This window comes from Streptomyces marianii, from assembly GCF_005795905.1.
Classification (GTDB): domain Bacteria; phylum Actinomycetota; class Actinomycetes; order Streptomycetales; family Streptomycetaceae; genus Streptomyces; species Streptomyces marianii.
Map to the genome: position 1 here is coordinate 230,627 of NZ_VAWE01000001.1, position 12,659 is coordinate 243,285.

At 68.6% G+C, this 12,659-nt stretch carries 13 protein-coding genes and 1 pseudogene; 6 read left to right on the top strand and 8 right to left on the bottom strand.

Annotated elements, in window-relative coordinates; translation table 11 throughout:
* Positions 1-18 precede the first annotated feature (18 nt).
* The 3 genes from FEF34_RS01010 to FEF34_RS01020 are packed head-to-tail and all read left to right on the top strand — an operon-like array spanning position 19 to position 2,994.
* Entirely contained in the window at positions 19-738 is a 720-nt protein-coding gene (locus FEF34_RS01010; protein ID WP_138051442.1) for a hypothetical protein, read from the top strand.
* Positions 707-2,431, top strand: coding sequence for an IS1182 family transposase (locus FEF34_RS01015; RefSeq protein ID WP_138057202.1), 1,725 nt, complete (start codon positions 707-709; stop codon positions 2,429-2,431). Before FEF34_RS01010 ends, FEF34_RS01015 begins: the two co-directional genes overlap by 32 nt.
* A complete protein-coding gene (locus tag FEF34_RS01020; protein WP_325063610.1) occupies positions 2,359-2,994 on the top strand; it encodes an SMI1/KNR4 family protein in 636 nt (211 codons plus the stop codon). Before FEF34_RS01015 ends, FEF34_RS01020 begins: the two co-directional genes overlap by 73 nt.
* A 222-nt stretch (positions 2,995-3,216) precedes the next feature.
* Here the strand turns inward: FEF34_RS01020 and FEF34_RS42355 are convergent.
* The 6 genes and pseudogenes from FEF34_RS42355 to FEF34_RS01045 all read right to left on the bottom strand — a co-directional run.
* Positions 3,217-3,348: pseudogene (locus FEF34_RS42355) on the bottom strand (IS5/IS1182 family transposase); the annotation flags it as partial.
* A 409-nt stretch (positions 3,349-3,757) separates the two neighbouring features.
* On the bottom strand, positions 3,758-3,919 hold the full coding sequence (locus FEF34_RS01030; protein ID WP_171052773.1) for a hypothetical protein: 162 nt from the start codon (positions 3,917-3,919) through the stop codon (positions 3,758-3,760).
* A complete protein-coding gene (locus tag FEF34_RS40960; RefSeq protein WP_171052774.1) occupies positions 3,895-4,242 on the bottom strand; it encodes a hypothetical protein in 348 nt (115 codons plus the stop codon). The genes FEF34_RS01030 and FEF34_RS40960 overlap by 25 nt, the downstream gene beginning before the upstream one ends.
* A gap of 226 nt (positions 4,243-4,468) precedes the next feature.
* The gene (locus tag FEF34_RS01040) at positions 4,469-5,284 is read right to left on the bottom strand and encodes an ISAs1 family transposase (RefSeq protein ID WP_234042198.1); all 816 of its coding nucleotides are present in this window, start codon (positions 5,282-5,284) and stop codon (positions 4,469-4,471) included.
* A complete protein-coding gene (locus tag FEF34_RS42360; protein ID WP_234042199.1) occupies positions 5,199-5,615 on the bottom strand; it encodes a transposase family protein in 417 nt (138 codons plus the stop codon). Before FEF34_RS42360 ends, FEF34_RS01040 begins: the two co-directional genes overlap by 86 nt.
* Before the next feature lie 409 nt (positions 5,616-6,024).
* Complete coding sequence (locus FEF34_RS01045; protein WP_138051445.1) at positions 6,025-6,924, bottom strand: hypothetical protein; 900 nt, start codon at positions 6,922-6,924, stop codon at positions 6,025-6,027.
* 656 nt (positions 6,925-7,580) lie between these two features.
* On the opposite strand from FEF34_RS01045, the gene FEF34_RS40965 reads away from it, so the two are divergent.
* From FEF34_RS40965 to FEF34_RS42365, 3 genes are all read left to right on the top strand, one after another.
* Positions 7,581-7,928, top strand: a complete 348-nt coding sequence (locus tag FEF34_RS40965) for a hypothetical protein (RefSeq protein ID WP_171052774.1) — start codon at positions 7,581-7,583, stop codon at positions 7,926-7,928.
* Entirely contained in the window at positions 7,904-8,065 is a 162-nt protein-coding gene (locus tag FEF34_RS01055) for a hypothetical protein (RefSeq protein WP_171052773.1), read from the top strand. Before FEF34_RS40965 ends, FEF34_RS01055 begins: the two co-directional genes overlap by 25 nt.
* Before the next feature lie 430 nt (positions 8,066-8,495).
* The gene (locus FEF34_RS42365; protein WP_234042200.1) at positions 8,496-8,969 is read left to right on the top strand and encodes a transposase family protein; all 474 of its coding nucleotides are present in this window, start codon (positions 8,496-8,498) and stop codon (positions 8,967-8,969) included.
* A gap of 189 nt (positions 8,970-9,158) precedes the next feature.
* Here FEF34_RS42365 and FEF34_RS01065 read toward each other — a convergent pair whose 3' ends face one another.
* Both FEF34_RS01065 and FEF34_RS01075 read right to left on the bottom strand, forming a co-directional pair.
* Positions 9,159-9,746, bottom strand: coding sequence for a DinB family protein (locus FEF34_RS01065; RefSeq protein WP_407698334.1), 588 nt, complete (start codon positions 9,744-9,746; stop codon positions 9,159-9,161).
* A 630-nt stretch (positions 9,747-10,376) separates the two neighbouring features.
* The gene (locus FEF34_RS01075; RefSeq protein ID WP_138051447.1) at positions 10,377-12,659 is read right to left on the bottom strand and encodes a hypothetical protein; all 2,283 of its coding nucleotides are present in this window, start codon (positions 12,657-12,659) and stop codon (positions 10,377-10,379) included.

A 12,659-nucleotide genomic window follows, 5' to 3' on the forward strand; every position in this document is an offset into this window, starting at 1 on the left:
GTAAAGGTCTATAGACCCGTGAATGCTTCAGATCCGCACGTCAACGCCTTCGCCGAGATCTTCGGCGATCCGCCGGCCGACTACGCCGTACCTGTCGACTGGGCGGCAGTCGAGTCCTGGTTGGGGACGAGCCTGCCCGCCCACTACAAGGCCATCGCCGCCGCGTACGGCCCACTCGACATTGGCGCCTGGCTCTGGCTTCACATGCCATGTGTCAACCGCGGTTGGTTCGACTACGGGGCCTGGGTCCAGCAGACTCGGCGTGACGCCCCGGGCGTCCTTCCCTTCGGGGCCACCCGTACCGCCGATACCCTCTACTGGGACACCACAACATCCGACGACCCCGACCAGTGGCCGGTCGTCATGCACTGTCAGGATGACGAGAACGCGGGCCGCGACCCCTGGCGGCGCTTCGCGACCCCGCTCGTGCCGACGCTGGCCCGTCTCGTAGCCGACGGCATGCGCCCCGTGGCCGCCCGAAGTGGCATGCAGACCGACCTGGAGCACACCCCGTGGACACCGCCGCCTCGGCGACCGGAGCCAACCGCTCAGCAGCGGGCGGCGCTCACCACAGGCAGCGGGCTGGAGACTTTGACCGCACTCGTGACTCTGTTGCTGAATTGCCTGCAGAGGCACGGGCAGGTCGGCATGATCGTTGGTGCGGTCGTTCTGTCTGCTCCGGCCGCAGGGGGTTGGCGCGGTGTCCATGCGGCCGGGGGGATTGCCGTCCATTCCTGAACAGACGGCCAGAACGGCCCGTGCGGCCTTCCCTGGTGGGAGCCTGCCCATGCGCGTGCGTGACCACCTTGCCGAGGTTTTCGACGACGCGTTGTTCACCGATGCGTTTCCCGATCGTGGGGCTCCCGCCCAGTCTCCGGCCCTGCTCGCGCTGGTGACGGTGCTGCAGTTCACGGAGAACCTGACCGACCGGCAGGCGGCGGACGCGTCGCGGGATCGCCTGTCGTGGAAGTACGCGCTGGGCGCGGAGCTCTCCGATGCCGGCTTCGACTTCTCCGCGCTGTCGAAGTTCCGTGCCCGGCTGGTCGGGCACGGCCTGGAGCGGACACTCTTCGACAGGCTCGTCGAGCACTGCCGCGAGGCCGGGCTGATCAAGGCCGGTGGCAAGCAGCGCACGGACTCCACCCATGTGATCAGCGCGGTCCGTGACCTGAACCGGACCGAGCTGGCCGGGGAGAGTGTGCGGGCCGCTCTGGAGGCGCTGGCGGTGGCGGCGCCGTCCTGGCTGGCCGGCGTGATCGACGTCGCCGAGTTCGCCGAACGCTACGGGCCGCGCGTGGATGGCTGGACGATGCCGGGCTCGAAGACCAAGCGGGACCGGCTTGCCCAGGTCTTCGGCCAGGACGCGCTGGTCCTGTGCCGGGCGGCCTGGTCCGATACCGCGCCGGTGTGGGTCCGCGAGATCGAGGCGGTGGCCCTCCTGCGGCAGGTCATGGTGCAGACCTACATCATCCGTACCGATGGCCGGGGACGGGAGGTGATCAAGAAGCGGGACGCCGACGACAGCGGGGTCCCGCCCGGCCATATCCGCCTGGCCTCCCCGTACGACCCCGACGCCCGCTGGTCGGCCAAGGGCGACGACCTGTTCTGGCTCGGATACAAGGTCCACCTCACCGAGACCTGCGACACCCTCCCCGAAGCCGAAGCCGAAGCCGAAGCCGAAGCCGAAGCCGAAGCCGTGAGGCTTCCATTACGGCTGATCACGGATGTCCACACCACCGAGGCGACCGTTCCGGACGTCAAGGCCACCGCGCCCATCCAGCAGAACCTGGCCGAGCGGCAGGTCGCACCGGGCGAGCACTACCTCGACTCCGGATACCCCTCCGTCGACCTGGTCGTGGAAGCGGCGGGCCGGGGCATCGGCATGGTCACCCCGCTCCTGGCCGACCACTCCCCGCAGGCCAAGGCCGCCGAGGGCTTCGCCAAGAGCGCCTTCCGCGTCGACTGGAAGGCCCGCCAGGTCCACTGTCCCCAGGGGGCCACCAGCGCCGGCTGGTACCCGGTCACCCAGCACCGACGAGACGCCATCGTGATCGAATTCGCCCGAGCCGACTGCCGTCCCTGTCCCTCCCGGACCAACTGCACCAGCTCGGTCCGCGGTACCCGCATGCTCACCCTGCGTCCCCGTGAACTCCACGAACGCACCACCACAGCCAGAACCGAACAGGACACCGAGTCCTGGAGGGCCAAGTACGCCCTCCGCGCCGGCATCGAGAGCACCGTCAACCAGGCCCTCGACGTCACCGGCATCCGCCAGGCCCGCTACCGCGGGCTACCGAAAGTCACCCTCCAACACGCCTTCTCCGCCACCGCCCTCAACATCGTCCGCCTCGACGCCTGGTGGACCACCAACCCACTACGCAAGCCCCGCACCAGCCGACTGCAGCGCCTCAGCCACCAACTCGCCGGCTGAAGGATTCAGCAACAGAGTCACTCGTCCCGCCGCCGGAGACACCCGCGCTCGGTAAGCACAACTGGGACTGGCTGTACGCACGACTGGGTACACGTCTGCCCGGGGAGTACATACAACTGATGGAGCGTTACGGGGCCGGCTCCTGGTGCGGCTGGCTGCGCTTCAACGTCCCCTTCGGCGAGGACCAGTACGCGCTCGCACCGTGGGCCGGGTGGTACGCGGAGACCTACCAGGGGCAGCGAGCCGAGTTCCCTGAGTATCATCCCCTGACTGTCTATCCCGAGCCCGGGGGATTCCTGCCCTTCGCCGACTCCATCGACGGCGACCAACTGTGTTGGCTGACCGAAGGCGCCACGCCGGACGACTGGCCATTGATCATCGTACCGCGCCATACCGACCAAGGCCCACCGCTCAACCCCGACCTCACCGAAACCCTGCTGGAGTGGCTGCGCGGCCGGTTCGCGACCGAGGGCCTGCCCCCGCTCGGACGCCGCGACGAGGACCCCCTCGACTACATCGGATTCGAGCCCTACGACGCAGAACCGGCCGCTGATGCCCAATGATCCAGCGCCGCATTGAGAAGTTTTCATCCTGATTCCGCAGGTCATGGGGCTGGTGTGAGGCTGCGGTAACGTACTCGCGCCGGTCAGGGGCGTGATCTTCTGCGGGAGATCGTCTGTCACCTGTGGACTTCGGTGTTCGCGAGGACGAGCAGGGCGCGCAGGAGGGTGGTGGCGTGCCGCGGTGATCTCGCTGGACGGGCCGGGCTTGGCCGCGGAGATCCAGATCAGGTTGCCCTTCTCGTCGGTCAGCGCGAGAAACAGCAGGCCATGGGCTTTGTGCTTGCCGGAGAAGTTCTTCCGGTTGTCCGCCCCGGTGCGGCGGCGAGTGTGCACGAGGGTGCCGTCCAGCAGCACTACGACGCCGCCGCTGTGGGCGATCTTCCTCAGCGCCCGGTCCAGCCGCGGGGGCGCGGGCGGACAGCAGGGTGAGGACTTCCAGCACCCAGCGGCGCACGGTGGAGGCGGAGAGGTGGTTGCCGCCGGCCATGTCGGTCAGGCGCTGGTCGTGCCGGAGCACGGCGAGCACGATCACCGCCTGGGCGCCCGGGGCGAGCTTGCGCCACCGGGTGCCCAGCTGGTTGCGTCGGCGGCGTATCAAGCCGGCGACGAGATCGATGGTCCGCTTCGACAGCGGGAGGCGGACCTGGTAGACAGCATCCTGAGGGCCTTCGGCGGGCTGGTTTTTCGTCACAGATTCACCAACTCCCGCTGGGGACCGTCTTGTTACGGCCGAAATCGGCTGGTCCGCCACTGCCCTGACCGGTCAGCGCGTCAGATAGCGTCCCGCGCCGGTCCGCGAGATCCAGCCCCGGTCGGCGAGTTTGCGCAGCTGCCCGCGAACCGGATCCACCTTCGCCGGTGTCGTCTCCCTGCCCAGCGCGACCGCGACGTCCTTGGCCGTCACCGGACCGTCCGAACTGGCCACGATCTCCATGATCCGCCGGTACTCCGGGGTGAGGACCTCCACCCCATGCCCTCGACACGGTCCGGCACCAGCCGCATCCCACCCGCACCCGGGCCAGCCACCACCGGCTCCGGCTCCGGCTCCGGCTCCGGCTCCGGCTCCGGCTCGATGATGCCGCACGGCTGTCGTCCGCCGTCGGTCGCCTCCGCCCACTGCCCGAAGACGACCTCGGCGGCCTCCAGCCGGGCCACCTCCACCTCGATCCCCGCCAATTCCTTGCGCAGCAGTTCAGCCCGCTCGGCCAGGTACATCCGCCGCTCGACAGTCCACGTCAGCACGTCCACGATGACGATCCCTCCCGCGGCCGAAGCTACGCGGCAAGCCGAAGCCCGCACCCGGGAACCGCGGAAGGCGCCCCTGACGGACGATCAGGTGCTACCGATCTCCGCTCCGACCAGCACGAGAACCCCATCGAGACGGCACGCCAGCACCGCTGACCAGCAGGAATCAGGATGACGGGTCCTCAATCAGGGCGATTTCAAAGTCTGGCTGTTCGCGCGTCTGTGCTGGTCAGCGGGGTCCGAGGAGTGTCAGGGGACGGGTGAAGGGCTCGTAGGACATCTCGCGGAGTCCAGCGGCGATGTTGTGGTGGCCGGCGGCACGGAGGCAGTTGATCGCGAAGCTGCGCAAGGTGGCCATGTTCTCCGGGCCGTGCTCGGTGTGGGCCTTGGAGGCGTCCTCGCGGAATGCGGTGTCGCGGACGAAGTGGAGCCGGATTTCGATGACCCACTGCGAACGAATGATCTTCGCGAGCCGCTGCGGGGAGGCTTCCCGGCTGGTCAGATCTGTGATCACGTACGCCGTCTCGCGGCTGCGCCTACCGGTCTTCAGGCAGGTGCGGTGGCGTACGCCCCGGGCGACCTGTGCGGCGTACGGGAAGTCGAGGCCATCGACGGTCAGGACCTGCACCACGCGGGTCTCCTTGCGGCCGTGCCCCTCGGTGCGATCGTAGAACTTCGCGGTCACTTCCCTCCAGGGCAGCGTGTGCAGCCGCTCGTAGAGACCGGCCTGGTTCTTCTTCACGCACAGCGCGTAGTGCGCGTTCTTGTCCTCGACGAGGAAGCGGGCGTGGCCCCGCTGGGCGTGCAGGGCATCGGCGGTCACGGTCACCCCGGTCAGGTCGAACGGTGCCAACAGGCTGGCGAAGCAGGTGATTTCATTCGTCTTGTCCGGGACTCGCAGTTGCGTGACGGTCAGCCCGCCACCGGTCATAGCGGCGAGCAGACGCGCGGCCGGGGTGTCACCGTGGCGGGAGCCGCGAGCGCTCTTGCCGTCCACCGCGAGGGTGTCGGACCCGGCCGGGTCCGTGCCGAGCAGGGCCGGCAAGCCCGCCGGGACAGGTGCGGTTGATGATCCGGCGGATGGTCGCCGAGCTTGGCGCGACGCGGACGGCGAACACGCTGGTGGCGCGGGCACCGAGCCGGGCGAGAGCCTCCTGCGGGGCATTCCTGGCCCACGGGCCGATCGCGGCGAACGAACGCGCTCCGCTCAGCACGGCCGAACACGCGATCAGCAGCACGCTCACGAACGGGTGACGCTTCCCGCGCCGGTGCCGCGGATCGGCCAGCGTCGCCAGCCGCTGCGGCAGTCCCGGCAGTGCACGGTGCTGACGCGAGGGCGACTTGATCAGGCAGACGCTGGCAGACTGACGGCACATCGAAGCTCCGGTTCGGCAGGGCGACTTGAGAGGTCACCCACTCCAACCGGAGCTTCGATGTGTGCGAGACGGGTCGACCGACAGTCGTCACGCCGCCGTGACCTGCGACTTCGCACCATCACTCGGACTTTGAAACAGCCCTGGGTCCTCAATGATCACGAACCCTCGTGCCTGCACTGCTATCCGTTCCTACCGGCCCTGATCGTCAACCACCCGCGCATCCGCGGAACTTGACGGAGCCCTGCCCACCACCGAGATCAAAACCCCTGGACCGGAATAATCCAGGCAGTCGCCGGGCTCTGGCGGGAACCTGTGTTTTCAACCGGACGATCACCCCGCGGAAGCAGCCGCATCAAGGCAGCAGTGCCCCGTCAGGCGATCACGCAGAAGAAGACACAGCAGTCTCTCATCAATCGTCGAGAGAACTGTAGAGAGCGACCGCCAAGGCGTTGAACTGCGAGGATTCCAAACTACTCGAGAGAGCCTGCAAGAGGGGCTGCGTCACCGGGTCCGGAAACTTGAAGGCGAATGTCCCGCTGACAGCCGAACGCGGATAGACGATCATCCGTCCGTCGAATCCTTGACTGCCCGTCCATTTGTCGAAGTCGGGCAGCGCTATCATGCGTCCGTCACTACCTGTGCCAAAAGTCCAGTTGTAGGGGTAGGCAATCAGTCGTCCGTCTCTGCCTGTGATCGTTCGCCAGCTGCCGTCATAGGGGAGCGCCACCATGCGGCCGTCAGGACCCCCGTCAAAGGTCCATCCGGAAGGCGGGTAGGCGACCAGTCGTCCGTCTCTGCCTGTGATCGTCCGCCACCCATAGGGGAACGCCACCATGCGGCCGTCAGGACCCCCGTCAAAGGTCCATCCGGAAGGCGGGTAGGCGACCAGTCGTCCGTCTCTGCCTGTGATCGTCCGCCACCCATAGGGGAACGCCACCATGCGGCCGTCAGGACCCCCGTCAAAGGTCCATCCGGAAGCTGGGTAGGCGACCAGTCGTCCGTCTCTGCCTGTGATCGTCCGCCACCCATAGGGGAACGCCACCATGCGGCCGTCAGGACCCCCGTCAAAGGTCCATCCGGAAGCTGGGTAGGCAATCAGTCGTCCGTCTCTGCCTGTGATCGTCCGGAATGTCGGGATGCTGCCGGAGAGCGTGGCGAGGAGGCTGTTGGTGTCGGCCGCGCTGCCGGCGTCGGCGGCGCGCGCTTGGGATGTTGGGACGGAGAACGCCAACGTCATCAGAACGGCAAGTAGCCACGGTATGAGCCGATGCCCGGATGAGCCGGTTCGGGCCTTCCTGGAAATGAGCACAGGTCTTCCTTTCTCTGGTGAGCCGCGCACCACGCGGCACGGCGGACTTGACGGCTGACAGGGTGGGTGTGGTTCCGCTGTTCGGTCTGGCCGGCGGCTCGGTGGAGTGACTGTGGATGGAGGTACGTCAGCGCCCTTGCGTTTGCACCCTGAGTGGCAGGTCAAGTCCTGGTCAATGGCGCAACGGGAGCCCTGATAGGTCAACTTGTTGCTGAAGCAAGGCGATCACCGGGAGTCCCGCTGCGGGAGAAGTTTGCCATGACCAGGACGGTCGAGGTGGCCGGAGGTGTGTACGCGCCAGGGCACTTGGGTGAGAAGCCGTTGTCTTTCCGGATGTGAGGGTTGAGTTTCCGATGTTCAGGCATGGTTTCGGGGTTGCTGCGGGAGAGTTTGGGCGATCAGTCCGTTCTCGTGACTTGGAGATGATCGATCAGGCACGGACCACCTCATGATCGTTGAGCTTCGACACCCCAATGAGGACCCGTCATCCTGATTCCTGCTGGTCAGCGGTGCTGGCGTGCCGTCTCGATGGGGTTCTCGTGCTGGTCGGAGCGGAGATCGGTAGCACCTGATCGTCCGTCAGGGGCGCCTTCCGCGGTTCCCGGGTGCGGGCTTCGGCTTGCCGCGTAGCTTCGGCCGCGGGAGGGATCGTCATCGTGGACGTGCTGACGTGGACTGTCGAGCGGCGGATGTACCTGGCCGAGCGGGCTGAACTGCTGCGCAAGGAATTGGCGGGGATCGAGGTGGAGGTGGCCCGGCTGGAGGCCGCCGAGGTCGTCTTCGGGCAGTGGGCGGAGGCGACCGACGGCGGACGACAGCCGTGCGGCATCATCGAGCCGGAGCCGGAGCCGGAGCCGGAGCCGGAGCCGGAGCCGGTGGTGGCTGGCCCGGGTGCGGGTGGGATGCGGCTGGTGCCGGACCGTGTCGAGGGCATGGGGTGGAGGTCCTCACCCCGGAGTACCGGCGGATCATGGAGATCGTGGCCAGTTCGGACGGTCCGGTGACGGCCAAGGACGTCGCGGTCGCGCTGGGCAGGGAGACGACACCGGCGAAGGTGGATCCGGTTCGCGGGCAGCTGCGCAAACTCGCCGACCGGGGCTGGATCTCGCGGACCGGCGCGGGACGCTATCTGACGCGCTGACCGGTCAGGGCAGTGGCGGACCAGCCGATTTCGGCCGTAACAAGACGGTCCCCAGCGGGAGTTGGTGAATCTGTGACGAAAAACCAGCCCGCCGAAGGCCCTCAGGATGCTGTCTACCAGGTCCGCCTCCCGCTGTCGAAGCGGACCATCGATCTCGTCGCCGGCTTGATACGCCGCCGACGCAACCAGCTGGGCACCCGGTGGCGCAAGCTCGCCCCGGGCGCCCAGGCGGTGATCGTGCTCGCCGTGCTCCGGCACGACCAGCGCCTGACCGACATGGCCGGCGGCAACCACCTCTCCGCCTCCACCGTGCGCCGCTGGGTGCTGGAAGTCCTCACCCTGCTGTCCGCCCGCGCCCCCGCGGCTGGACCGGGCGCTGAGGAAGATCGCCCACAGCGGCGGCGTCGTAGTGCTGCTGGACGGCACCCTCGTGCACACTCGCCGCCGCACCGGGGCGGACAACCGGAAGAACTTCTCCGGCAAGCACAAAGCCCATGGCCTGCTGTTTCTCGCGCTGACCGACGAGAAGGGCAACCTGATCTGGATCTCCGCGGCCAAGCCCGGCCGGTCCAGCGAGATCACCGCGGCACGCCACAACAAGATCACCGGCCATCTGCGCGAGGCCGGGCTCGGGGCCCTGGCCGACCTCGGCCTCGTCGGCCTGGACGACGATCCCGATGACCCGGTGATCATCACCGGCCGCAAGGCCACCCGCGCCCACCGCCTCACCGGCGCGGAGAAGGAAGCGAACCACCTGCTCAATCGCGAACGCGCCGCCGTCGAGCACGGCTTCGCGAACCTGAAGTCCTGGCGCTTCCTGACCAAGATCCGCATGAACGCCCGGCACGCCACCACCCTCCTGCGCGCCCTGCTCGTCCTCGCGAACACCGAAGTCCACAGGTGACAGACGATCTCCCGCAGAAGATCACGCCCCTGACCGGCGCGAGTACGTTACCGCAGCCTCACACCAGCCCCATGACCTGCGGAATCAGGATGAAAACTTCTCAATGGTCGAGTTGCGGAAGCCGAGGTGTTCCATCATCCGCATCACCAACCTGGCTCGGGCCGTCCCTGGCGACCGCGCAGGCACATCTCACGCGCCGGTGACTCCGTCGATCTGCTCGCGAATGAGATCAGCATGACCGTTGTGACGTGCGTATTCCTCGATCATGTGCACCATGATCCAGCACAGGGAAACCCCCGGATCGCCGACGAATCCCGCTTCCTGTTCGGACAGGCGACCGGAATCGTCCAGAGATGCGTCAGCGATCAGCTCACGGCGTCGGGCAACCTCGGCTTGCCAGACAGCCGTCGCCTCGTCGAACCCTCGGTCCGGTCGGAGGGCATATCCGTCGACGTTGTTTTCCCCGAAGACCGGCGGCACGTCCTGACCTGCGAATACACGCTGGAACCAGTTGCGTTCCACCTCAGCAAGGTGCTGAACGAGACCGAGCAGCGTCATTGATGAGGGTGACACTGCGGCAAGCCGTAATTGATCGTCCTTGAGGCCAGAACACCGGGCCTGCTGCGGCGGGAGCCGATGACGGCGCCCCACCTCAACGGCACGTCCCTCGGCCCCACCGACTTCATGGCAGTAGTCGAGGAGAGGCCGCCGCCTTCGCGAGGGTGACCTCCGCCTCCACGACAGTGGCCACCTGGGATGGACCCACGCCCCTCTCATCTCCCCGAACCACATGAAGCGGCTCGTCGGCGAACTCGTCGACGGCCGACAGAGCCGCGTGCGACCCGCCGAGGAAGCGGCGAGGTAGACAACCAGGGCGGACTGAGTCAGGGCTACCCACCCCGGCGAGCGGCACGCGCCCAGTTGCGCTGTCGGGAGCCAGACGAGGAGGATTGCCGTGCCCACGGCCGACGGACTGATCAACGCACACACCACCGACAGGCTCGCCTCCGTCATGGCGGCGGCGGGCGCCCCGCCCGCGACCGCGATCCACGACTGCGGGACCGCTCCTGGAGGGCCTGACCGTCAGCGAGCGGGTCGACGCTGCGAAGGAGGCCGTTCTCGCCGATCTGCCCGACGTCTACCCTGACTTCGCGGAGATCGTCCGCACGGCTCTGCGCGACTCCGCCTTCACCGGTTGGATGACCTTTCCCGGGAACGCCGCAGTCAGCGAACGCGCCCTGACACGCGGTGTGTTCGAGCCCGCTCTGGACCTGCTCGCGACGAGCGGGCCAAGGCCGCCGAGCTGTCGGCGGCCGGGCACAAGCTGCCGGCCGGCGGCATCGAGCAGCGGCGCCAGCCGGGGCCCGGGCCCGCACTCCCCTCGCGCCGCCGGCCGGGGACGCCGGGTCAGGCGTCGGCGGCCGGATCGCGGCCCTCCAGGGCCTGCACTCCGGTCGCGGGCCCGCTCAGGGGAGTACTCAGGCGCTGTACCCGGGCCGCGCTCGCCGACCGTTCCTTGGTCTCCGCGAAGCACCGGCTGTTGCGCCTGCGCTGCTCGTCGAACCACTCCCTTCCCTCTGCGGCCACCGCGACCAGGATGCGGCTGGCGGTCGAGATCCCCGACGCCTCCTGGGACAGGCTCAGCAGGTGCGACAGGTCCTCGGCGGAGGACTGCTCGGTCGTGGTGAAGTTCTCCACCAGCAACCGCGTCTCGTGGCTGCTGTCCCGCTCGATGACCAGCTCCTCGCTCAGTGTCAGCTCACCGGACTCCGCGTTGCCGCGGATCGACCCGTCCGGCAGAACGGTGACGGCCTGCCGGAAGCCCGACCGGCGATCGGTCAGCTGCACGCTCTTCCGGTCCACCTTGACCGACGAGATCGACTCGTAGCGCTGCGAGGTGTCCGAGCGGCCGTGGTGCGTCCCCTCGGCGAAGTCCACGGTCCAGGTGGCGAGCCGGATACCGCGCTCGGTCATCACGTAGAGGCGGATCCGGTAGACCGAGTACCGCACCGGGCCGTTGCTCACCTTGGCCCGCCGGGCACCCTCACCCGCCTCCAGGACGAAGAAGTCGTAGACGATCTGGTGCGGCCGCAGTTCGTAGTGGTGCAGTGCCTCACGGCGCAGGTGACGCATGTCGTAGTTGAGCCAGCGCCCCATCTCCCAGTCGTGCGGCTGGTGGGCGTCCAGGAACGCGCGCCACTCGTCGAACGTTCGCTGCTCGCCCTCCCAGCGTGTCCGGAACTCTTCACGGTCCACGGCGCGGCGCAACTGTTCGCCGCGGAACGCGGCGGCGCCCTTGACGCCCAGGTACCCGCCGAGCGCCCACAGCGCGAGGGCCTGAAGGAACGCAACAGGGTCGGCGGCGGCCGAACCGCCCGTCAGAACGCCTCCGGCCAGGGCCAGCAGCCCTCCGAAGAACCCGGCGTGCACGGCGAGGGGGACGTCGCGCCGCCGGCGGCCGCCGGTGAGCAGCCCGGCCCTCCATCGTCCGGCGGTGTCCTGCGCGTGCTTGCGGATCAGCCAGTCCAGTCCGTACGGGTCGTTGTCCGGCCCGTACATGTCGCTCAGTTCCTCCAGCAGGTCGGCCCTCGGGACCGCGGTGACCGCGCACCAGGCGTCGAAGTCCTCGCCGGACCGGACCTGCCGGGCGAAGTGGCCTTTGATGATTTGGTCGACGGTCGCGGCGAACGCGAGCTGCGCCGGGGAGGGGCCGCCGGGACCCGACCCCGGATAGGCCTGCCCGTACCGGCGGGTGGCCGGGCCGCCGTTCGCCCTCCAGCCGTCCTCCTGCCGGGCCCGGCCGCGCCGCCACGCCCGGTCGACGCCGAACCACGTCGCCGCTGCCCCGCCGCCCACGAGCAGCAGCAGGGCCGCCAGCGCGGAGCCCGCCGAGTCGCGGAACATCGTCGGGGCGCCGGTGACGAGGCCCGACAGCACCAGCAGGACGCCGCCTGCCAGCATGGCCTTGAACCGGAACGTGACCGGTATGAGGACGGCCGGCATCTGCAGCGGCGACAGCGGGTCGGGCTCGAAGAACAGCGGTACCCGCTCCGCCCGCCGCGTGTCCGTCCGGTGGGCGCGGATGTCGTCGGCCTCCTCCGCGTCCAACCGCTCGCGCACGATCTCGGAGAGGAAGTGCCGCAGGTGGTCGAGGACCTCGACCCGCCTGGCCTCCGGGAGCGAGTCGATCGCCTTGGCGGCGGCGTCGCCTCTGCGGGCGGCCAGCTCGTCCGGGCCGACATCGGCCGGCGCCTGGCCGAAGGCCTCGTTCAGCAGCAGCAGGACGACGCGTGCGGCCCGCCCGTACGAGTCCGCCGGGCGCTCGCCCAGCAGGTGCTCCAGGGTGTGAAGCTTCTCCATGTCGTCGGTGGTGAGGTCCTCCACTGCCCGGCGGCTGACGATGGCCAGCGCCCAGCGGTAGAGCACCTCGGTGCCGCTCAGCCGCTGGGCCACCGCCTCACCGATGAGTTCCTCGGCGCGGGCCCGCAGACCCGCGTCGAGCAGCAGCCGCCCCTTGCCGAACCGTTCCTGAGGAGTGGCGTCGGGGTGGACGACGTACTGGGTGACCGTGCCGTGGTTGACGCCGACAGCCTGTTGTCCGCCCACGGACGCACCGGGCGCCGCCGACTGGTGCACGCGGCCGTCCTCCGGCCCGGGGGAGAAGCCCTGTCGGTGCGGTGTGCCGTTCAT